Raw genomic sequence first — 21,196 nt, 5'->3', positions numbered from 1 at the left:
GCTGCGGGCTTTGCTGCCCGCAGCGGACACTGCAAAGGTTTACTCATGAAGACCCTGACCAGCACCCCACGCGCCGACGGCTTCTACATGCCTGCCGAATGGGCGCCGCAAACCCAGGTATGGATGGTCTGGCCCGAGCGTCCGGACAACTGGCGCCTGGGCGGCAAACCGGTACAAGCCGCACACGTGACGCTGGCCAAGGCCATCGCCCGTTTCCAACCGGTAACCGTGGCTGTCTCGGCTGCCCAGTACGATAACGCTCGCGCCCGTCTGGATGTGCCGAACGTGCGTGTGGTGGAAATCAGCAACGACGATGCCTGGGTGCGTGACACCGGCCCGACCTTCGTCATCAATAACAGCGGCGAAGTCCGTGGCGTCGACTGGGGCTTCAATGCCTGGGGTGGCTTCGAAGGTGGCCTGTATGCGCCGTGGAACCGTGATGAGCAAGTGGCCAGCAAGGTTCTCGAGATGGAACGCTGCCAGCGTTACCACACCGAAGGCTTTGTGCTTGAAGGCGGCTCGATCCACGTTGATGGTGAAGGCACCCTGATCACCACCGAAGAATGCCTGCTCAACCACAACCGCAACCCGCACCTCGATCGCGAGCAGATTGAAGCGGTGCTGCGTGATCACCTGGCGGTGGACACCATCATCTGGCTGCCCGATGGCCTGTACAACGACGAGACCGATGGCCACGTCGACAACTTCTGTTGTTACGTACGCCCGGGTGAAGTGTTACTGGCCTGGACAGATGATCCGCAAGACCCCAACTACGCACGCTGCCACGCCGCACTCGAAGTGCTGCAGAACAGCCGCGATGCCAAAGGGCGCACGTTTACCGTGCACAAGATGCCGATCCCGGGTCCGCTGTTTGCCACTGAAGAAGAGTGCGCAGGCGTCGATCCAGTGGCCGGTAGCCAGGAGCGTAACCCGTCGGTTCGCCTGGCTGGCTCCTACGTCAACTTCCTGATCGTCAACGGCGGCATCATTGCGCCGAGCTTCGACGATCCGGCAGATGCCGAGGCTAGAGCGATTCTGGCTCGGGTTTTCCCCGACCATGAAGTGGTGATGATTCCGGGACGCGAGATGCTTTTGGGTGGCGGCAATATCCACTGCCTGACCCAGCAGCAACCGGCTCCGTTCAAGGGCTGAGTTCACACAAAAATAAAACCCGTCTTCGGACGGGTTTTTTTATGGGCGGTCGACAATCGGCGTGTGCGCTGGCACACCTCTTGTATTTGTTTTGCATTGTATTTCAAACAGATAGGGCAGCGTTTTTCTGTCACAAAGTTTGAGTAGGTTAGCCGCTCACGGCCCAGGGGAGTACGTGTCGAAATGAATGCAGTAAGTGAGCCGGCTTCGCCCGCATCAGCAATGAACTACAAGTCACTCCAGCGTGTGGCGCAGTGGTTGAAACACCATGGAGCAATCCGGGGCAGGAAGTCCGATCAGCGTCGTTCGGTGATGGCGCGTTACCCGGCGGGGCTGATCACCGAAGCAGAGCTTGAAGCCCTGCTCGGTGGCTGACTGGTGGGAGCGTCAAGCTCCCGCTATCAGAAGCTGTAAGTACCCGTAACCACCAGGCTGCGCGGATCACCAAACTGGATCTGCGCGGCGCTGGTCGCCGAGCTGTAGTAGGTTTTGTCGGTAATGTTGTTCAGCGCCGCGCGCAGGTCCCAGTCCTTGGTACGGAAACCGGCCAGGGCGTCCCATCGTCCGTAGCCAGGCAATACCGCGGTGTTCTGGTTGTCGGCATAGCGTTCGCCGACCAGGGTCAGGCCGGTCTCGCCATACCAGCCCATCTCCGGTTTCCAGGTGACGAACAGGCTGCCATTACGCTTGGCGACGTTGCTCACTCGATTACCTTCCTGGCCATTGTTGTCCTCGACGATAGTGGCATCCTGAATACCGATACCGCCACGCACATACCAATTGCCAACGATGTTGCCGGTCGCCGTCAGCTCCACACCACGTGAGCGCTGCAGGCCGGTCAGCAGGGTGATGCCCGGGTTGTTCGGGTCGCTGGTGCGGCGGTTGTAGAGTTCAAGCTCGTAGACTGCCAGGGTGGTGCTCAGACGCTCGTCGAGCCAGTCGCTCTTGATCCCGACTTCCTTCTGCCGGGTTTCTTCCGGGCTGGTTTCATTGCTGTTGCCAGCGGCGCCCGGGGTGATACCGATCAAACCGCCACCCACCGGCGAGAAGGTCTTGCTCCAGGAGGCGTAGAGGGAGTGCTCTTTCCAGGGTGAATAGACCACACCCAGGCGTGGGCTGGTGCTGTTGCTGTCCTGCTTCTCGGAAATGCCCTTGAGCTTGTTGGTGGTCTCCACGTCGAACTGGTCAAAACGCACACCGGCCAATACTTGCCACTGATCGTTCAGGCGCAGTTGATCCTGGATGTACAGGCCACGGCTATCGACCACGGTGTGGTTGTTGCTGGACACCGCCATTGCACCGGTGTGCTGCAAATCGCGGTTGGGGTTGTACAGGTCAACGCTTGGCACCGGTCTGGCATCGGGCCCCTTGGTCGCTGCGTTGTAGAGCAGTGGGTCACGACGCTGGTTGCCGAACTCAAGGCCGGTCAGCAGGGTGTGCTGCAGGCCAAAGGTGTCGAAGTTGCCTTCCAGTTCCAGGTTGTTGAACAGGTTGCGGGTGTTCAGGTCTTGCTGCCAGCGCTGGCGGGTAACCTGGTTGGTTTTGGCGTTGTAGCCGGTCTGGTAGGTGTTGTCGAAATCGCTGTTGAGCTTGAACAGGCCCAGCGTATGACGCACCTGCCAGTTGTCGCTGAGCTGGTAGTTCAGGCGCGAGCGCAGCGACTGCGCTTTGTCGTCGATGAAGTCGCGCTGGGTGTCACCGTAGGTGGTGCTGCGGCTGACATCGGCCGGGCGGCCGTTGACGCTGGGGATGCCGCGATCAGGGGTACGGTTGTAACGGCTGTACTCGTACTGCACCAACCAGTTGAGGTCCGGGGTCAGCTGCCAGCTCATGGACGGGGCGAACAACTGGCGGCTGCCGTCGATGCCATCACGGAAGCTGTTGTTATCCTGGTTACCCATGTTCAGGCGCAGGCTGATGTTCTCCGACGGGTCGGCGCTGAGATCGGCGTACAGGCTGCGCAGGTCTTCGCTGCCGCCCTGGGCTTCGATGGTCGAGCGCCGGCCGGCTTCTGGCAGCTTGCTCACGCGGTTGACGATGCCGCCTTGACTGCCACGGCCGTAAAGCACGGCAGCCGGGCCCTTGAGTACTTCAACCCGCTCGATGTTATGCAGGTCACGCACGTATTGGCTGTCGTCGCGGATACCGTCGAGGTAGAAGTCGTTACTGGCATCGAAACCGCGGATGCGTACGCTGTCGAAGCGGGTGTCGGCACCGGTGCTGACGTTGGGAATGCCGCTCAATGCCTTGCCCAGGTCGTTGCTGCCGTAGTCCAGGACGTTGCTGGTCTTCACCGAGTCGATTGCCTGAGGCACGTAGCGTGCAGGGGTGGAGGTGCGGGTAGCGGTGCTGACTTCCTTCACCCGTGGATCATCGCGATCACGGTCACTTTCAGCGTTAACCGCAAGCTCGGGGAGGGTGGTAGTGGCAGCTAGCGCCAGTCCGGAACTGAGAAACAGGGAGACACCCAGGGTCAAGGGTGACAGGCGGCAGGGGGCAGGCATGAGGACATCCGCAGGGTTTGAGTAGTAGACAAAAGTGGTATGAGAATTTTGCGCGGATGATAATGCTTGCCATTTACTTGCGTTAATTGTTTCTCATTTGCTGTTACATATTAATGTTTCAATATGTTTCTTGGATGTAAATCCTTGAATTGGATCCATATTTGATCTGTTTTTGACAATAAAGCTGCACTGATAGCAGCGTTTTTCCTATGTAGTAACCGGCATAACCTGCGGGCACTGTTTTAGCGTTGTCCGGAGAACCCGATGTCTGCCCAACTGACCCTTCACTATGTTTTCGACCCTCTGTGCGGCTGGTGCTACGGTGCCGAACCCTTGATTCATGCCGCGAGTACACGCCTGCCGGTGGTATTGCACGGTGGTGGAATGATGGCGGGAGCGAATCGGCAGAAGGTGTCGGCACAGCTGCGTGATTTCGTCATCCCCCACGACCGGCGCATCGCCGAGTACACCGGGCAGCCGTTTGGCGAGGGTTACTTCGAGGGGTTGCTGCGCGACCACAGCGCGGTATTCGATTCACAGCCACCGATTGCGGCGATCCTCGCGGCTGAGCAAATGGCCGGGCGAGGGCTGGAGATGCTGGCGCGGCTGCAGCAGGCGCACTATGTAGAAGGTCGTCGCATCGCTGACCACGAAGTGCTGCAGGTTGTCGCAGGCGAACTTGGCCTGGCACTGCCTGCCTTCAATGCAGCCATTGCCCAGGTCGATAGCGAACGCCATATGCGCACCAGCCGGGCGCTGCTCGCCAGTGTCGGTGGGCAGGGTTATCCGACGCTGGTGCTGGAGCGTGAGGGGCAACTGCAGGTGATCGATATTGGCCCGTTCCTGGGCAAGCCCGAGCGGTTCGGCCAATGGCTGGATAAGGCGTCTGAACAACACTTGAGCAAAACGCCCCCTGCGGCATTTTGTGCATTGGACGGCTGCGATCTGGCTCAATAAACAGGGTAATTTCACGAAATTTTGACATGTTGATCCGCACACGGATAGGATTCGGTCAACGCCTGTCGGCCCATAGGCCAAGAGTCCAGAATAAAAGGCCCGCTGCGATCACTCGCAGGCGGGCTTTTTATTTTCTGACCCGCGAGCGTCAACCCACGCAGGGGGCGTGGTTCTGGCGTAGGCCGCAGCGCGTATTTGACTACGTAATAAGGAAAATAAAATGTTCAAAACCAGGATCAGCTTGATCGCGCTGGGGCTTATGGCAGCGACTCAGGCATCGGCCAATGACCAGGCCTCTTCAAAGGGCTTCATCGAAGACAGCAGTGCCAGCCTTTTGCTGCGCAACGCTTTCATCAACCGCGACAAGAAGCACGACACCAACGACCAGCGCGAATGGGGCCAGGCCTTCATCGGCAAGTTCTCCTCCGGCTACACCCAGGGCACCGTTGGTGTCGGTGTGGATGCTTTCGGTCTGTACGCTGTGCGTCTGGACGGCGGTAAAGGTCATAACGGCGGCGCCGGTATCGACTTCTTCAAGCCGGCTGATGGCGACTCGCCAAGCAACCAGCAGAACTCCCCGCACAACCTCGCTCGTGGTGGCGCTGCGGTCAAATTCCGCGTCTCCAACACTGTACTGAAGTACGGCGACCAGATGCCGGAACTGCCAGTGCTGCAGTACGACGATGGCCGTCTGTTGCCAGAAAGCTACACCGGTACCCTGATCACTTCCAAAGAGATCCAGGGCCTGGAGCTGAACGCTGGTCGTTTCACTCAGGAAGCGCGTAAAAGTGCTGAAGGTCGCGATAGCGGTGGCCTGAAGTCGATCAACGTATTCGGTGGTAGCTACAAGTTCACCGAGAACCTGTCGGCCTCCCTGTACGGTTCCGACGTTGAAGACGTGCTGAAGAAGCAGTACCTGGGCGTCAACTATGTGCACCCGCTCGCGTCTGATCAGTCTCTGACCCTGGATTTCAACGGTTACAAGACCAAGCTGGATCGCGAGTTCGCCGTTGATGACCGTCGCGACAACACCATCTGGAGCCTGGCGGCAACTTACGCTTTCGGCCCGCACTCGGTGACCCTCGCGCACCAGCGCAGCACCGGTAACACCGGCTACAACTACGGTTTCTACCAGAACGCCGGTGGCGTGGGTGATGGCGGTTCGACCATCTACCTGGCCAACTCCTACTGGTCTGACTTCAACAACGAAGACGAGCGTTCCTGGCAGCTGGGCTACGGTCTGGACTTCGGTGCCTTCGGTGTACCGGGCCTGACCTATAAACTGGCCTACGTGCGTGGTGACCACATCAACACCCGTGGCTTCGGCGAAGGTGAAGAGCGCGAGATCTTCAACCAGTTCAAATACGTAGTTCAGGAAGGCCCGGCCAAGGACCTTTCCGTCAAACTGCGTAGCTCGTTCCTGCGTACCGACACCAGCATGCGTCAGGCCGAACTCAACGACGACGGTAACGAAGTCCGCGTGTTCATCGAGTACCCGATCAGCATCCTCTGATTGCTGCTTGTGTCTCCAACAACCCCGGCCTAGGCCGGGGTTGTTTGTTTACGGCGTACGGCTGGCTTGACCGCCGTTGTCTCGCCGGTCTCCGGCTCGAAGCTGTCACTGCGGGCCATCCGCCACATCCGTGCATAGAACTCGCTGTCGATGGGGCCGTTGAGCAATTCACCGGGCTTGAGGAACACGTGCAACTGTGAAAACAGGCGGATTTCGCTAGCGCTGATACGCCGAACAAGGTGTTTAGGCTTGAGCTGTGACGGATGCTCAAGACCGGCGGCGGCAAGCATCTCGGCCAGGGCATGCAAGGTATTGCGGTGAAAGCTGTAAACCCGTTCGGCCTTGTCCGGTACTACCAGTGCGCGTTGTCGCAGTGGGTCCTGGGTGGCCACGCCGGTGGGGCATTTATTGGTGTGACAGCTTTGCGACTGGATGCAGCCAATGGCAAACATGAAGCCACGTGCCGAGTTGACCCAATCCGCACCAATGGCCAGCACGCTGGCGATATCAAATGCACTGACAATCTTGCCGCCAGCACCAATGCGTACCTTGTCGCGCAGGTTCAGACCAACCAGGGTGTTGTGCACGAACATCAGGCCTTCACGCATGGGCACGCCGATGTTGTCGCTGAACTCGCGCGGCGCGGCACCGGTGCCACCTTCCTTGCCGTCGACAACGATAAAGTCCGGAACAATACCGGTCACCAGCATGGCCTTGGCAATGCCCATGAACTCCCATGGGTGGCCCAGACAGAACTTGAAGCCCACCGGTTTGCCACCCGACAGCTCCCGTAATTGCGCGATGAACTGCAACAGCTCGATCGGTGTGCGAAAGGCGCTGTGCGCTGCCGGTGAGATGCAATCTTCGCCGACCGTCACCCCACGCGTAGCGGCGATTTCGCTGCTGACCTTATGCCCGGGCAAAATCCCGCCATGCCCGGGCTTGGCGCCCTGGCTCAGCTTGACTTCAATCATCTTCACCTGCGGGTCGCGCGCCTGCTCGGCGAAGCGCTTGGGATCAAAACGCCCTGCTGCGGTGCGGCAACCAAAGTAGCCGCTGCCGATTTCCCAGATCAGGTCGCCACCATGTTCGCGGTGATACGGGCTGATACTGCCTTCACCGGTATCGTGGGCGAAACGGCCCAGCCGCGCCCCCTGGTTGAGCGCGGCAATGGCGTTGGCGCTGAGGGCGCCGAAGCTCATTGCCGAGATATTGAAGATCGAAGCCGAGTAGGGCTGGCGACACTGCGGGCCACCGATGGCAATGCGAAATGAGGCAGGATCGGGGGTGTCTGCCGGCAGCATCGAATGGCTGATGAACTCGAAGCCGGGCCGATAGACATCGTTGAGGGTGCCGAAGGCTTTCTCGGCGCTTTCATTCTTGGCCCGTGCATATACCAGCGAGCGTTGAGCACGCGAGAACGGCAGTTTGTCGTCGTCGCCTTCGAGCAAATACTGGCGGATTTCCGGGCGGATGGTTTCGATCAGGTATTGAACCTGCTGCCAAGGGCTTCGGCCTGCTGTGCCTGGCCAGCTACCTGCTGTCGTTGTCTTACGGTTCGACCTTTCTCTTGTCACTGCTGGTCAGCACCCGTGGCGGCAATGAACAGGACGCTGGCCAGATCATCTCCCTGGCCATGCTCAGTACCGTGGTTGCCGTGCTCGGCAGCGGTCATCTGGCCGACCGCCTGGGCTCGGCGCGAGCCATAGCACTCTCGGCGTTGTGCCTGGTTGCGGCCTGCCTGGGCTTTGCCCTGGTGCCCGGTACCGGTGGCGGCTTGATGCTTTGTGGTCTGATGCTGGGTCTCGGCTGGGGCGCGTTCTACACCCTGGGGCCGATTCTGGTGGCCGAACGGGTGGCGCCGCAGCGGCGCACGCACTGTTTCGCCTTGCTGTCGGGCAGCATGATGAGCGGCATTGGTTCCGGGCCCCTGGTGGGAAAACTCGCCAGCATTTTTCACCTGCCGGTACAGACTGCTTTCTACGTTGCCGCATTGGCCGCGATCTGCGGTCTGCTGCTGTTCAATCACCTGGCGCGGCAGCCACGCCAGCCTTCAAGCCGGGTCGGCATCAGTGTGCGCACCTGCGCTCAAGTGCTGGGTTCGGCGGCGCGCTGGCCGATTCTCATGGTCGGTCTTGGTGGCGCGATTTTTGGTGGCCTGGGCAGTTTCCAGACCTCTTACGCGGCCGCGCGTGGTCTGGATTATTCACTGTTCTTCATCGGTTTCATGAGTGCAGCAATCGGCTGCCGGTTGCTGATTGCCGGCTGGGTGGTCAAGCGCGATGCCTACCGTGCGTCGGGCCTGCTTTCGGGCTTTATCGTCCTCGCCGTGCTGGCGCTGGGCTGGTGGGTGCAGGGCAACCTCGGCTACCTGCTGGCGGCGGCATTACTGGGCGTCGGCTATGGCCTGAACTATTCGGTGATCAATGGCCTGGCGGCGAACCAGGCGCCGGCCGGGCACACCCCACAAGCCTTGCTGCTATTCAGTCTGGCGTACTTTCTTGGGGTATTCGGCTTTCCCTGGCTGGCCGGGAACCTGATCGTCAGCGGTGGTACCGAGGCGATGTTCGCGGCCTTGTTGGTGATTGCCCTGCTCAACTGGCTGGTGAGCCTGGGGCGACTATTCGGTCGCTGGCGTGCCCGATCACTGGTCATGGCGAAGGAATGCTAACTGGTCATTTATTGATCCTGGTTAAATTTTGTTCAACTAGTCCGTTTTAGACTGAATGCTCTGCACCCTCAAAGGGGGACAAGGCATGACCATTATCGTGACCGGTGCTGCCGGCTTTATCGGTAGCAACCTGGTACAAGCCCTCAACCAGCGTGGCGAAACCGAGATCATCGCTGTCGACGACCTGACTGATGGCGACAAGTTCTGCAACCTGGCCGACAGCGAGATCGCTGACTACCTGGACAAGGACGACTTCCTTGATCGTTTTGCCCGCGGCCAGTTCGGCAAGGTTCGCGCGGTGCTGCACCAGGGCGCCTGCTCGAGCACCGTCGAAGGCGACGGGCACTTCATGATGGACAACAACTACCGCTTCAGCCGCGACCTGCTCGAAGCTGCCCAAGGCTTGCAGGTGCCATTGCTGTACGCCTCATCGGCGGCGGTGTATGGCGCAGGCAGGGACTTTCGCGAACAGCGCGAATGTGAGCGGCCCCTGAATGTCTACGGCTATTCCAAATTTCTCTTCGACCAGCGCGTGCGCCGGCAATTGCCTGTCGCCCGTAGCCAGGTCGTCGGTCTGCGTTACTTCAACGTCTACGGCCCCCACGAACAACACAAGGGCGCAATGGCTTCGGTGGCCTTGCACTGCTTCAACCAGTATCAGGCCCATGGCAAAGTCAGCCTGTTCGGTAGTTATGGTGATTACCCAAGTGGCGGGCACCTGCGCGATTTCGTCTCGGTGGAAGATGTGGTCAAGGTCAACCTGTTCTTCCTTGAGCGCCCGCAACTGAGCGGCATTTTCAACGTCGGCAGTGGTCGTGCCCAGCCGTTCAACGATGTAGCGCTGGCCGTGATCAACCGCCTGCCCGAACAGCAGGACCAGCCACCTTTGTCGCTGGAAATGGCCTTGCTCGAAGGCATTCTGGAGTACAGCGAATTCCCCGAGCATCTGCGCGGCAAATACCAGTGCTATACCTGCGCCGACCTTGAGCGCTTGCGCGCTGCGGGTTATCAGGCGCCAACGCTGACGGTCGAGCAGGGTGTGGCACGCTACTGTGACTGGTTACAGAGGAGTGAAAGCCCGCCGCCTGCACCTTATCGGCAGGCGGCTGCTGCTTAATGCTGACGCAGGGTTTTCACATCACCCTTGGCTGACGTCTCGCGCAGGTACTCGCTCAGCGAGTCATCCATGGCCTGTAGCCAACGGGTGTGATGGGGCACCGCTGCGGTTCCGGTGATGACCGAGCGGTAGGACTTGTCGCGATAGCCCATGATGTCCTGCTTCTTGTCCGACTTCCATTTCAGGAAGATCCGGTTCACGGCGTCGATATCGAAACTCGGGTAATCGGTCTGTTCGATCAGGTGGCGGATGTAGCGGCCCTGGAATTCGTACATCGAAGCGGTGGTTTCCAGCGCTTGTTCTTCGTCACGCCAGCGGGCGCTGTCGGCCTGCATGGTTGCTTGCTCCGGCAGCTTGATACGCCCGAGCATGTAATCGCGAGCAAACCAGGCTTGTGCGTCGAACAGGTTGAAGCTGTACCAGAGGTCCTGCATGCCCAGGTAGATCAGCTGCGGGTTCTGCTCCCACACCACGCCCTGGTAGAGCCCCAACGGCCACAGGCGATTGCTGGTTTTGAGGGTCAGCTCGTCCGGCAGGAACGGGAAGTGATGCTGGTAACCGGTGCAGAGAATGATCGCATCGACGCGTTTGCTCGAACCGTCGGCAAAAAACGCCAGGTCGCCTTCCACTTGTTGCAGTTGCGGCCGTTCTTCCCAGCCCTTGGGCCACTTGTAGCCCATCGGCTGGCTACGCCAGGCGCTGGTGATCGAGCGCGCGCCGTACTTGAAACACTGCGAACCGATGTCTTCGGCTGAATAGCTGCTGCCGACAATCAGCACATCCTTGCCCTTGAACTCCAGCGCATCGCGAAAATCGTGGGCGTGCAGAATGCGCCCGGAAAAGCGCTCGAAACCGGCAAAGTCCGGTACATGCGGCGTGGAGAAATGCCCGCTGGCCACCACCACATAATCGAACACCTGCTCGATACCCTGGCCGAGGGCGTAGTCGTAGGCGTTGAGGGTAAAGGTGCGGCTGGCCTGATCAAAACGTACGGCTTTTACCGCTGTGTTGAAGCGGATGTAATCGCGCACACCGGCCTTCTTCACCCGGCCCTGGATGTAATCCCAAAGCACTTCCCGCGGCGGATACGACGAAATCGGCCGGCCGAAATGTTCATCGAAACTGTAGTCGGCGAACTCCAGACACTCCTTCGGCCCATTCGACCACAGGTAGCGATACATACTGCCGTGCACCGGCTCACCGTGCTCATCCAGCCCGGTGCGCCAGGTGTAATTCCACATCCCGCCCCAGTCGGCCTGCTTCTCGAAACAGACCACTTCAGGCATCGGGGCGCCCTGGGCATGAGCGGATTGAAAGGCATGCAGCTGCGCCAGGCCGGAAGGGCCTGCGCCGATAATGGCAACACGAATAGTCATAAGATTTCCTGACAGAAAACACTGAAAAAAATGCAAAGCGTCTCCAGCCCTGAACGGCATGGCCGAGGGCAATGGAAAGCGGAAAATTCAGGTGTCAGCTGGCAGGCGGAGGGACAGGGCGCTTGCGCTTGTGGGCGAGCAGGGCGTCGCGAGGTGGAATCGACAGGGTGTGGAACAGTGTCGAGAGGGGCGAGTTGGTGATGGGCCCGAACGTCTTGCCGAACAGCGCGGCAAACGGGCCTTGGGGGCGAAAGATACGTGTGGTCTCGTTCATGATGGGCTGATTCTGCCTCTTTTCGTTATGGATGCCTTTTTAGCTATAACGGATGGGGGGTGGGATTACAAGGTAGATTCACAGGTCAGACCATTGAGGTTGTAGCCACCACTCGTCTGGGAAACCCATGAGTTTCAAGCGATTTTCGTCTTGAACCCGCATCAATTCCACCGCCCGTAATGTCCATTTGCTGTCCGGACTAATGAGATCAGTCAGATATGCCAGCATAGTCAACACAACATACACACGCTGGTTTGGTTGGGGGTGGGGCTTGCCAATTGGAGGGAAGGCCCAGTCATTGGGCAACTTGGGCCGAACCGCAAGTTCTCGATTCCACAACCGTGAGTGATGGGCGCAGCAATTGCGAATAAACGTGAGGGTATGAAGCCAGGATTCGAGTACTTCGAATGGCAATGAGAATCTGGAAGCAATGGCTTTCTTGTCAGCGCTCTTCGCGATGGCTCTGTACAACGTTGAGACAGTCCCCAGGCTCAGCTCCTCCAAAATGGCCCACGCAGGTGGAAGTTCCGGGTGATTGTAGGTTGCTCCGTAGTAACGAAAGTAGTTGTCTCTTACCCGCTTCTCGATTCGGTTTGGATGAGCGACATGAGGCTGTGGCCCGGCTCTGGTAATTTCCCGTTGAAGCTTCTGAGCTTCTTTTCTTAGCTGGTCCCTTAGTGGTTTCAACAGCTCCGCGTGTGCGTATGAAGACAGGAACATATCTGGGCAGGCGATCCAGTCAGGGCCGTGGCGCGGGCACATGTGATTGCTGATGGCCGCTCGGATTGCGACTTCAACTCGTTCAATGGCATCCATGATCAGACGTCGTAAGAGACCGTCGAATCAATAGATATCGACCACCTCTCGCAATGTCGCGCCAGCCTTGAACGTATGATCCACATCCTGTTCTTGAAACGGCCGCATATAAGGGCTCAGGCGAAACAGCGTGACCACTTCCAGAAAGCGCAGCGCCTTTGTCTCATTCGCGACGTGCAGACCACGTCGTTTCAGCAGATCCAATTGCTGTTCAACATTGAGAGCCGGCTTGGCGAATGGCCTCATGTAGTTTTCTCCAGGCAAAAAAAACCCGCACGATTTGAGCATGCTGACTTTGTCAACCTAGGCTTGGCGGGTGTGTTGGGGTGCATTATAGGCGTCGGAAGATGACGGTCAACGCCAAGAATTGGCCAAATTGTAACGACTACTCCCCTAATCAGCGCTCCGTCGGCATGTCTGCAGGTGCGCTTGCTCATTGGGTCGGTCGCGGTGGATAAACGAGAGCGGGAGCAAGTTTATCGGAAGGCGGCTGAGCGGTCAGGAAGTTGAGTTCCTGATCTTGAGAGCACGGAGTCGTCCCACCCTGATGCGATCCGACGCCTGAGTTCACAATCATAAGCTCGACTACATCTGTTGAATAAGAGCGGAGCAGCGACCATGGAATACGATGAAAAGCTGATTGAAGACGCCGTGCTTGCCCTCTTGGCAACCTTCAGTTCCGATGACGGCAATGCGTGGAAAGGGTTCGATTTCGAGATCATGAACCGATTACATGAACATGGTTTCATCAGCAACCCGGTCAACAGGAACAAATCGATTTGGTTGACGGAGGAAGGGCTGGAGCGAGGCCGGGAGATAGCCGACCGGTTGTTTGGGGTAGGGGCTCAATTGGAGCGTCTATCCGAATCGGATACCTAACCTCAGGCTACCGGGAGACGGTAGGTGGGATTACAAGGTTGCGGCAACGGCAAAATGCTGCAGCACTTCATGACGAGAGGGAAACTCCGCCTTTGTCATACTGTTCGCCCACCGCCTTCAGCGGATTGGTTACCCAGCCCATGGTGGTTATAGTGTTGATAAAATCAGGTTGGTGGTTATAATAACCACTAGCTGGCGGGTCAAGGATGACTATGAATAGCCGACAGCTCATTGCTCAAATCGAAGCGGATGGTTGGTATCTGGTGAGAATCAGAGGAAGTCACCACCATTTCAAGCATCCAGTTAAACCTGGGCTGGTGACGATCCCTCACCCGAAGAAGGATCTGTTAGCCAGGACTGCGAGCAGCATATTGAAACAAGCCCAGCTCTGATGAGGATTTCGAGATGCTTTTTCCGATTGCGATTCTCCCTGGTGACGAGCGTCACGCCTGGGGAGTAGAAGTTCCGGACATTCCGGGTTGCTTCTCTGCAGGGGATGATCTGGACGATGCCATGGCGATGGCGCGTGAAGCCATCGAAGGCCATCTGGAGATTCTTGCCCAGGATGGGCAAATGATTCCCAAGGCCAGCAAGGTGACAACCCATGCGAACAACCCGGCCTATGCGGGGTGCACCTGGGCTGTGATTGATATTGATATCAGCAAGTATCTGGGCAAGGCCGAGAAGCTGAACATCACATTGCCAGCCTATTTGCTCAGCCGTATCGATGCTTACGTGAAAAACCATCCAGAACAGAAGAGCCGCTCAGGCTTTTTGGCAGAGGCTGCGCTGAAGGTCCTGCAGAGTTCCTGATCAGGCTTGGGGGCCTTTTTAGCTACAGCGGATGGTGGCATTGGCCTGAGTTGGCTATGCGATGAAAACGCCCGATGCAGAGTAGGCATCGAGCGTTTTTGTGCAGGCAGGATTGCTATCAGAACGCTGCCCGCAACGTCAGCATGTAGTTGCGCGGCTCGCCGTACCAGTTGCCTCGATCTGTGCTGCCGATGGTCTGGTAGTACTTCTTGTCGAACAGGTTGTTGCCGTTCAAGGCCGCGGTCCAGTTGTCGTTGATGCGGTACTCGACCAGGGAGCTCCACACCGCATAGCCAGGCTGGATATAGGCGAACGGCGTCGTGCTAGGGCTCAGCGAGCCGTCGTCTCCGCGCAGACGTACGTTGCCGGAGACGTAGTTGTGGCTCTGGATGTTGGCGCCAAGGCCGACTTTCCAACGCTCAAGATCACCCTGCAACTGATAGGTGGTGAAGAGCTTGAACAGATGCTTGGGCGTCTGGCTGCTCAATGGCATGCCATTGTTTTCCGGGTTGCCTGCCTTGCGCTGTTCGTTGATGTTGTAGGTGTAGCCGGCCGACATCTGCCAGCCGCTGGCCAGCTCGCCGCTGACCTCGGTGTCCCAGCCACGGCTGACGATCTCGCCGCCGGCTTCGTAGCAGCAGTTGTTGGAAGGCGTGTCGCCGTACGCCACCAGCACCGCTTCGTTCTCGCGTTTGGTGTAGTACACGGAGCTGGAGAAATTCAGGCGACCGCCGTAGAACGCGCTTTTCACCCCGAACTCGTAAGTCTTGCCTTCGATAGGCTCGAGCTGTTGTGCGCCGAAAGACAGGTAGTTGGTCTGCGGTTTGAAGATCTCTGCGTAGCTGGTGTAGACCGACCAGTTGTCGTTCAGGTCATAGACCAGGCCACCGTAGGGCGTGACCACGCCGCTGGTCTTGCCGCCGAGGTCGAAGGTTGAACCGAAGCTCGGCACGATACTGACCTGGGTGTCTTCATAGTCGTTGTAGCGAGCGCCGACGATCAGCTTGAGTGGATCGGCCAGGCGCGCTTTGAGCGTGATGTAGCCGCCGGTCTTCCTGGTGTCCCATTCCGGGTACTCGTACCACAGCGTCGGTTTGACCGGCTTGGGCATCCTGCCGATGTCGGTGTTGAAGATGTCGACCGGGATCTTCGGCGTGTTGCTGCTGTAGTCGGCGTAGTACTTGTGGATGTTCTCGTGGTCGGCACCGATCACCAGTTCATGCTCGCGACCAAAGGCTTCGAAGGTGCCATGCAGATTGGCGGCGAACAGGTTCTGTTCGTTCTCGAACTCGCGCAGGGTGCGCTGGAAATAGTAGGTGCCGTTGGTGGCGTTCAGGCCGACCTGGCCGAGATCGTGGTGAGTGTCGTATTTCGTATAGGTGTAGCTGGCATCGGCCTTCCAGTTCTCGTTCAGGTTCTGCTCGACCTTGATGAAGCCTTCGAGGGTTTCGGAATTGCCGGCCGACCATTTGGATGCCAGCGAGGTGTGGCGCGAAAAGCCCAGGTCATCGCCGGTGACGGAGCGAACCAGGCCATTGTCCCAATAGCCGTCCATGTCACGCTTTTCGTAACTGCCGCCAACGGTGAGCAGGGTATCCGGAGTCAGGTCCGCTTCCAGCACGCCGAAGAACGCTTGCTTCTGGCTGTCGGCGTTATCGTAGAAGTAATCACGGTCTTCATAGGCGGCGGCAAAGCGGCCGCGTAACTTGCCGTCGAAGCCCAGCGGGCCGGTCACATCGACTTCCTGGCGATAGTTGTCCCAACTGCCAGCCGAGGTGCTCAGCTTGACCTGAGCATGGTCCAGCGCACGCTTGCGCACCAGGTTGATGGTGCCGCCAGGTTCGCCGGTCCCCGAGTTCAGGCCATCGGCGCCGCGCAGAACCTCAATGTGGTCGTACTGGATCATGTCGGGCAGCGACTGGTACGACTCATCGCGCATGGTGGGTGCGCCACCGTCAGTGGTGACGTTGGTGATCTTGAAGCCGCGCGAGTAGATCGACACATCATTGTCGTTGCCACCGACTACGGTGATGCCGGTAGTCTGCTTGAGGACCTGGCCAACGCTGTGCAGGCCCTGGTCTTCAATGTTCTGCCGGGTCATCACCGAAACCGACTGCGGGATTTCGCGCAGCGCCTGGGGCGTCTTGCCGCCGACCGATACCGCGCCAGTGGTGTAGGATCCGGTGTTCTCGGTCTCCATCCCCAAGCCCTGGCTCTGGATCAGCGTTGACCCGAGCTCCAACGCATCCCCGGCAGTCGGCAGCTTCTCGATCAGCAGTATGTCGCCATTGAACGAGGCCTTCAGCTTGCTGCCTTTGAGCAGTTGCTCGATGCCCTCGGTCGCGGTGAACTGACCGCGCAGGCCGGCGCTTTTCTGCTCATCCAGCAGCTCGCTGGCAACCATCAAGCGCAACCCCGCCTGGTCGGCAAAGCGGGTCAAAGCTTGGTCTAAAGGGCCGGGAGCGATATTGAAGGTTCGACTGATCGTCTGTGCGCTCTCGGCGGCCAGGACAGTAATTGGCATGCCCAGGCTGGTCGCCGTGGCGATGGCCAGGCTCAAGGCGGTACGTCGAATCAGATGCTGCATACGGCTCCCCTGCTGAAATCAGCGAAATAAAAATCACTCTCGACAGGGAAAGACGACAGGCTTCGAAAAGCTGACAGCGATCGACAAAGTTTTTTTAACGTAATGGCTCCGATTTGGATTTGTCCCGCTCGATCAGGGTCAGCCACGGCAACTGCCGGATCCGCACAGGCAGGGATTGCTGCAGCAACTGCAGTTGAGCGGCGAGGTCATCGGTGCCGACGATGCCGGTGACCGGCAACTGGCGCAGTGACTCATCGCGGACCCAGATCAGCCCGGGGTGGTAAGGCTTCATCTCGTCCAGCACATCGCCCAGCGAGCGGCTATTGAATACCAGGCGATCACGCCGCCAGGCGGTCTCGGCACTCTTGTCAACCGCGTAAGGCCGGGACAGGCCATGGGCTCCATAGTCCAGGCCCTGACCTTCCTGAACTTCAGCCGTTTGCGCCGTACCGTCGGCCAACAGGCTGACACGCACGGCATGTTCAGTGACCACAACATGCACATCGTCAGCCTTGCGTCGCACATCGAATTCGGTCCCCAACGCACGAATCCGCCCGCCAGCGGCCTCGACCTCGAAAGGTCGCTGCGGATCGGCAGCCACCTGAACATACAGCTCGCCGCTGTACAGACGCAGCAAGCGCGGGTTGCCATCCAGGTCGATATCTACCCGCGTTTGCGGTGCCAGCTCAAGCCGCGAACCGTCCTGCAACTGTAGGGTACGACGCTCACCCAGGCCGGTGCGCTGATCCGCCAGCCAGCCCTGTTCGCCTCCTTGCCAGGTCAACCCGGTGCCTAGCCCGAGCGCTAGTACCAGCCCCAGCACAGGCATACGCCGCGAACGTGGTGCGGGTCGTTGCAAGGCGCTGCCGAGGCGCTCCCACAGTTGCTCCGCCGCGTGGGCAGCGCGTTGATGTTCTGCTGAGGTTTCGCACCAGCGCAGGTAGCTTTCCCAGTCGGTCTTTTGCTCGTCACCCGAATGCAGATCGACCAGCCATTGCAGTGCCTGCTGGGTCAGCGAGGGCTCGGGCTGGTCGGCCGCGGCCGAGGATTGGCGTGCTTTCACTCAGTTGTCCATCAGGCTCAGACGGCAGGCGCAATGGTGCAGGGCGCGCATGATGTATTTGCTGACCATGCTCGGAGAAACACCGAGGCGCTCGGCGATTGCTGCGTGTCCCAACCCCTCCACCCGGTTCAGCAACAGAGCCTGGTGACAGCTTTCAGGAAGCTCACTCAGCGCCTGGTGCAACAAACGCAACTGCTCCCGCAGCAACACCAATTCGGCTGGCCCCGGTGCGGGGTCGAACAACTCGTCGCGCACATCCTCCAGCGAAGCCTGAATGCCACGGCGCGAACGGCTGCGGGTGAAGTCGATGATGAGATTGCGCAGCACGCGGATCAGGAAGAAGTGCGGGTTGGCGATATCACGGGTTCGCTCTGCACGGTCGAGGCCGACATAGCGCACGAACGTATCCTGAGTAAGGTCGGCAGCCAGCTCGCGATCACCGAGGCGGCGGTAGGCAATCTGCTGGAGCTCGCGGTGATAGAGGCGAAACAACCGATCCATGTTATCAGCCAAAGCGCGCTCCAGAAGGGCCGATGCCGAGAAGACTGTGAGGAGCGGTAGAGTACAAATTATGAGAATTATTCGCAATGGCGTGCCAGTCATCACCGGGGATAGAAGCAAGGTCATCGGTGGACATGGCGCTCCGTCGGCATGTCTGCAGGTGCGCATGCTCATCGAGTCGCTTTAGGTCACTGTAAAGACTAACGTCATTACAGTGAGGCCAGTGCCATGGCATCTATCAACGTTCGTATCGACGACGAACTCAAAGCGCGTGCATACCGCGAACTTGAAAAGCTGGGCGTCACGCCATCTGAGCTGATGCGCCAAGCGCTGCAGTACGTAGTAGAGCGCGGCCAGTTGCCGTTCAAGCCAGTGCTGATGACTGAGGATGATGAGGCCCTGCTCGCCACGGTGCGTGAACGTCTTGCTGCACCTCAGCGGGTAAAGCGTTCGCTGGATGACCTATAGCCTTGAGTTTGATGCACGAGCACTGAAGGGTTGAGCGGTTGGGGGATTGAGCCTCGGAACTCATGAGCACGGTGTTACTAAAACACAATCAAAAAAGGCCCACCTTGCGGTGAGCCTCTTTTTTACTGCAGGCCCGCAAAGAGCCCGCTCAACCACGGTCACTCTTTGATGCAGTAGGCCGTTGGCGTCAGGCACCAAGGGAACTTGCGCAAGGTGACCTTGATGTTGCGCGACTTGACGAACTCATCGAACGCCGTCGCCTCGCCACCCCATGGCGGCAGGCCGTACTCGTCGAACACCACCACGCCGCCCGGCACCACCAGGTCCCAGAGCTTTTCCAGGGTGTACAGCGTCGGCTCGTACAGGTCCAGGTCGAAGTGCAGCAGGTTGATGCGCAGGCCAGGCGTCGCCTCCAGGAAAGGCCCCAGGGTGTCCTGGACCCGCCCCTTGATCAGCCGCGAGCGCTCCCGAGCGAGGATGTTGTCTTCATTGAACAGCCGGGTCAGGGCGAAGATCTCGCCCTCGACCGACTCGGCCGACCAGCCGCCGGACTTCTTGTCGGCCTGCAGATCGTTGACCGTCACGCCATCCTTGCTGTTGAAGTCGGACAGGCCTTCGAATGAGTCAAAGCCATAGACTTTCTTGGAGGTGTCGGTGGGCGCGAAGATCTCCAGGAACTTGTGGAAGGTGAAGAACGACACGCCACGCGAAACGCCGAGCTCGACGATGCTCCCCGGCAGGTCCACGGTCATCTTGAACAGTTCGAAATGAGCCAGGAAACGCGTCATCAGGATCCGCTTGGTGTACACCGGCCAATGCGTCAGCGTGTGCAGCGTACCGTGCGGATACTGGGTTTGAATGTCTTCCAGTTCGTTCCAGAACTTTTTGTCTTTGTTAGACTGCACCCCGTACATCTGTTCGAGGGGTGCGTCATGCGGGGTTAGATCCCAGATCGCCATAGACCACCTTTACTTTGAAAACTACAACGAAGAAACCACATTGGGTTTGAACGCATGGCTGATGAATTCTGCATTGCCGAAGTCGGCAATCCTGATTTGGATGGTGAACCGCGAGTGTTGCGCGGACGCGACCGGCCGTGACTTGTGCAGCGTATTGAACCTGAACAGCACCACATCGCCCGGGCAGCACAGCCCTTCGATGGACTGCGCGTGCGCCTGCGGAATCGCCTCGTCCAGCAGCACCGAGTCGGCATAGGTGACATAGGTGTCGCCGGGCCGGGTCCGGTACAGCCGCCCCTGGGTATGCCGATGGGAGATCAGGTCCAGGCCGCCGGTGTGCTGGTTCACCGCCGTCAGTGGCACCCAGGCCACCAGCGATTGCGGCGAACACACCGAAAACCAGTAGTCCTGATGCCAGTCGAACAGGAAACGGTCCTCACCGAACGAGTCGATGCGGCAATTGATATCGATGATCGCCGGTGACGCCACGTCGCCATGCCGACGGGCCAACGCCAGCAGCTCGGGGGAACTGGCCAGGCTCATAACCGAAGGCAGACGCTTGAAGGCGTTATATAGCAGCCCGCCCAGTGCCCGGTCATGCGCCTTGAAATGGTTCCAGGCCGCGTCCAGCGAGGCGAAGGACTGGCCCGCCAACTGGGCGGCGACGTCGAGCAGTTCCGTTTCGATACCTGAGATGTAAGGCTGGGGAATGGCGTTCGAAAAAATCTCGAAACCATCTGAATCAAGCGAAAAAGCACTCATAAGGCCCCTGCGACTTCCTGGACAAGCGACTCTCTGCGCCGCCTCGTTTTCTTCAGCGTTGGGCCTGCAGGCGATGGGTCATGGGCCATCGAGACGGCGGCAGCGCGTTGACTAGCTTATCGTCAGGCCTGGCGAAAGCTTGAGCGCGGCGCTCGCCCTCTGCCAGAGCGGGGCCACCTTAGAGTAATTCTGGAACTGTCCCTTGGCAGCGGACGCGAAGAAGCTGGGTGTTAAGGCTTCTGCTTCAAGCCCTTTGCATAAGCATTCGGTGAACGATAACCCAACGCCGAATGCAGCCGACTGCTGTTGTAGAAACCATGGATGTAGCTCGCGATTGCCCCATAAGCTAGCCTCTTGCTCTGATAGACCCCACTTGCTTCTTCCTTCTTAAGCGTAGCGAAAAAGCTTTCAGCGACGGCATTGTCCCAGCAGTTTCCTTTGCGGCTCATGCTCTGCGTAAAACCTTTTTCGGCCAATGCTTGGCGAAATTTACTGCTCGTATATTGGCGTCCCTGATCGGAATGGAACACAACCCCAGAAACCCCCAAACAGGCGTTCCAAGCGTTGATAAATGCGCGCTCAACCAAATCATCCGGCATCCTGTCCGCCAAGCTGTAGCCCAGCACCTGGCGGGTCTGGATGCTCAAGACCACCGCCAGGTACAGCCAGCCTTCTCGGGTTGAAATGTAGGTGATGTCGCTCACCCAGGCTGGATTGGCGCTCTGTACCGAAAACTGACGGTCAAGCACATTGCGTGCGACAGGCTGGAAGTGGCGACTGTCCG

At 58.8% G+C, this 21,196-nt stretch carries 20 protein-coding genes and 2 pseudogenes; 10 read left to right on the top strand and 12 right to left on the bottom strand.

Features of this window, described 5'->3' with window-relative positions; genetic code table 11:
- Nucleotides 1-45 precede the first annotated feature (45 nt).
- Nucleotides 46-1,152, top strand: a complete 1,107-nt coding sequence (aguA, locus tag ACO6VD_RS21360; RefSeq protein WP_422421922.1) for an agmatine deiminase — start codon at nucleotides 46-48, stop codon at nucleotides 1,150-1,152.
- A gap of 183 nt (nucleotides 1,153-1,335) precedes the next feature.
- The gene (locus tag ACO6VD_RS21355) at nucleotides 1,336-1,527 is read left to right on the top strand and encodes a hypothetical protein (RefSeq protein WP_400170331.1); all 192 of its coding nucleotides are present in this window, start codon (nucleotides 1,336-1,338) and stop codon (nucleotides 1,525-1,527) included.
- A 26-nt stretch (nucleotides 1,528-1,553) separates the two neighbouring features.
- Here ACO6VD_RS21355 and ACO6VD_RS21350 read toward each other — a convergent pair whose 3' ends face one another.
- A complete protein-coding gene (locus ACO6VD_RS21350; protein ID WP_422421920.1) occupies nucleotides 1,554-3,656 on the bottom strand; it encodes a TonB-dependent receptor in 2,103 nt (700 codons plus the stop codon).
- A 264-nt stretch (nucleotides 3,657-3,920) separates the two neighbouring features.
- On the opposite strand from ACO6VD_RS21350, the gene ACO6VD_RS21345 reads away from it, so the two are divergent.
- Nucleotides 3,921-4,613, top strand: coding sequence for a DsbA family protein (locus ACO6VD_RS21345; protein ID WP_422421919.1), 693 nt, complete (start codon nucleotides 3,921-3,923; stop codon nucleotides 4,611-4,613).
- A 220-nt stretch (nucleotides 4,614-4,833) separates the two neighbouring features.
- Nucleotides 4,834-6,126 carry an OprD family porin gene (locus tag ACO6VD_RS21340; protein ID WP_422421918.1) on the top strand — a complete coding sequence of 431 codons (1,293 nt, stop codon included), beginning with the start codon at nucleotides 4,834-4,836 and terminating at the stop codon, nucleotides 6,124-6,126.
- A gap of 29 nt (nucleotides 6,127-6,155) precedes the next feature.
- Here ACO6VD_RS21340 and ACO6VD_RS21335 read toward each other — a convergent pair.
- Nucleotides 6,156-7,622: pseudogene (locus tag ACO6VD_RS21335) on the bottom strand (FMN-binding glutamate synthase family protein); the annotation flags it as partial.
- On the opposite strand from ACO6VD_RS21335, the gene ACO6VD_RS21330 reads away from it, so the two are divergent.
- Both ACO6VD_RS21330 and rfaD read left to right on the top strand, forming a co-directional pair.
- Nucleotides 7,616-8,797 (top strand): MFS transporter, encoded by a 1,182-nt coding sequence (locus ACO6VD_RS21330; RefSeq protein ID WP_422422042.1) that lies wholly within the window; start codon nucleotides 7,616-7,618, stop codon nucleotides 8,795-8,797. The pseudogene ACO6VD_RS21335 and the gene ACO6VD_RS21330 sit on opposite strands and share 7 nt — an antisense overlap.
- An 85-nt stretch (nucleotides 8,798-8,882) precedes the next feature.
- Nucleotides 8,883-9,914: an ADP-glyceromanno-heptose 6-epimerase gene (gene rfaD / locus ACO6VD_RS21325; RefSeq protein WP_422421916.1), complete on the top strand. Its 1,032-nt coding sequence runs from the start codon at nucleotides 8,883-8,885 to the stop codon at nucleotides 9,912-9,914.
- Here rfaD and ACO6VD_RS21320 read toward each other — a convergent pair.
- From ACO6VD_RS21320 to ACO6VD_RS21305, 4 genes and pseudogenes are all read right to left on the bottom strand, one after another.
- Nucleotides 9,911-11,290 (bottom strand): NAD(P)-binding domain-containing protein, encoded by a 1,380-nt coding sequence (locus ACO6VD_RS21320; protein ID WP_422421913.1) that lies wholly within the window; start codon nucleotides 11,288-11,290, stop codon nucleotides 9,911-9,913. The genes rfaD and ACO6VD_RS21320 overlap by 4 nt on opposite strands.
- 94 nt (nucleotides 11,291-11,384) lie before the next feature.
- Complete coding sequence (locus tag ACO6VD_RS21315) at nucleotides 11,385-11,564, bottom strand: hypothetical protein (RefSeq protein WP_422421911.1); 180 nt, start codon at nucleotides 11,562-11,564, stop codon at nucleotides 11,385-11,387.
- A 78-nt stretch (nucleotides 11,565-11,642) separates the two neighbouring features.
- Nucleotides 11,643-12,395 (bottom strand): annotated as a pseudogene (locus ACO6VD_RS21310) (Abi family protein); the annotation flags it as partial.
- 12 nt (nucleotides 12,396-12,407) lie between these two features.
- A complete protein-coding gene (locus ACO6VD_RS21305) occupies nucleotides 12,408-12,626 on the bottom strand; it encodes a hypothetical protein (protein ID WP_422421910.1) in 219 nt (72 codons plus the stop codon).
- 372 nt (nucleotides 12,627-12,998) lie between these two features.
- On the opposite strand from ACO6VD_RS21305, the gene ACO6VD_RS21300 reads away from it, so the two are divergent.
- The 3 genes from ACO6VD_RS21300 to ACO6VD_RS21290 all read left to right on the top strand — a co-directional run bounded on the left by ACO6VD_RS21300 (nucleotide 12,999) and on the right by ACO6VD_RS21290 (nucleotide 14,072).
- Nucleotides 12,999-13,259: a DUF6429 family protein gene (locus ACO6VD_RS21300; protein ID WP_422421908.1), complete on the top strand. Its 261-nt coding sequence runs from the start codon at nucleotides 12,999-13,001 to the stop codon at nucleotides 13,257-13,259.
- Nucleotides 13,260-13,471: 212 nt separating this feature from the next.
- Nucleotides 13,472-13,651, top strand: a complete 180-nt coding sequence (locus tag ACO6VD_RS21295; protein WP_157190834.1) for a type II toxin-antitoxin system HicA family toxin — start codon at nucleotides 13,472-13,474, stop codon at nucleotides 13,649-13,651.
- A 13-nt stretch (nucleotides 13,652-13,664) separates the two neighbouring features.
- Nucleotides 13,665-14,072: a type II toxin-antitoxin system HicB family antitoxin gene (locus ACO6VD_RS21290; protein WP_422421905.1), complete on the top strand. Its 408-nt coding sequence runs from the start codon at nucleotides 13,665-13,667 to the stop codon at nucleotides 14,070-14,072.
- Between the two features lie 118 nt (nucleotides 14,073-14,190).
- Here the strand turns inward: ACO6VD_RS21290 and ACO6VD_RS21285 are convergent, their stop codons facing one another.
- From ACO6VD_RS21285 to ACO6VD_RS21275, 3 genes are all read right to left on the bottom strand, one after another.
- Nucleotides 14,191-16,659 carry a TonB-dependent siderophore receptor gene (locus ACO6VD_RS21285; protein WP_422421903.1) on the bottom strand — a complete coding sequence of 823 codons (2,469 nt, stop codon included), beginning with the start codon at nucleotides 16,657-16,659 and terminating at the stop codon, nucleotides 14,191-14,193.
- 94 nt (nucleotides 16,660-16,753) lie between these two features.
- Nucleotides 16,754-17,722, bottom strand: a complete 969-nt coding sequence (locus tag ACO6VD_RS21280; RefSeq protein WP_422421901.1) for a FecR family protein — start codon at nucleotides 17,720-17,722, stop codon at nucleotides 16,754-16,756.
- Nucleotides 17,723-18,235 (bottom strand): RNA polymerase sigma factor, encoded by a 513-nt coding sequence (locus ACO6VD_RS21275; protein ID WP_422421900.1) that lies wholly within the window; start codon nucleotides 18,233-18,235, stop codon nucleotides 17,723-17,725. It abuts the gene before it with no gap.
- 216 nt (nucleotides 18,236-18,451) lie between these two features.
- Between ACO6VD_RS21275 and ACO6VD_RS21270 the strand changes: the two genes are divergently transcribed.
- Nucleotides 18,452-18,691, top strand: coding sequence for a type II toxin-antitoxin system RelB/DinJ family antitoxin (locus ACO6VD_RS21270; protein WP_422421898.1), 240 nt, complete (start codon nucleotides 18,452-18,454; stop codon nucleotides 18,689-18,691).
- A 158-nt stretch (nucleotides 18,692-18,849) separates the two neighbouring features.
- On the opposite strand, the gene ACO6VD_RS21265 is transcribed toward ACO6VD_RS21270, so the two are convergent.
- From ACO6VD_RS21265 to ACO6VD_RS21255, 3 genes are all read right to left on the bottom strand, one after another.
- Nucleotides 18,850-19,596 (bottom strand): TylF/MycF/NovP-related O-methyltransferase, encoded by a 747-nt coding sequence (locus tag ACO6VD_RS21265; protein WP_422421896.1) that lies wholly within the window; start codon nucleotides 19,594-19,596, stop codon nucleotides 18,850-18,852.
- A 75-nt stretch (nucleotides 19,597-19,671) separates the two neighbouring features.
- Nucleotides 19,672-20,412: a phytanoyl-CoA dioxygenase family protein gene (locus ACO6VD_RS21260; protein ID WP_422421895.1), complete on the bottom strand. Its 741-nt coding sequence runs from the start codon at nucleotides 20,410-20,412 to the stop codon at nucleotides 19,672-19,674.
- A 230-nt stretch (nucleotides 20,413-20,642) separates the two neighbouring features.
- Nucleotides 20,643-21,196, bottom strand: a 554-nt coding sequence (locus tag ACO6VD_RS21255) for an IS3 family transposase (protein ID WP_422421893.1), incomplete at its 5' end; no start/stop codon positions are given.

The organism is Pseudomonas sp. GZD-222 (genome assembly GCF_049310525.1).
In the GTDB taxonomy this organism is placed as follows: Bacteria; Pseudomonadota; Gammaproteobacteria; order Pseudomonadales; family Pseudomonadaceae; genus Aquipseudomonas.
The sequence above is the reverse complement of the archived record's forward strand: the minus strand, read 5'-3'. Positions and strand labels throughout refer to the sequence as shown.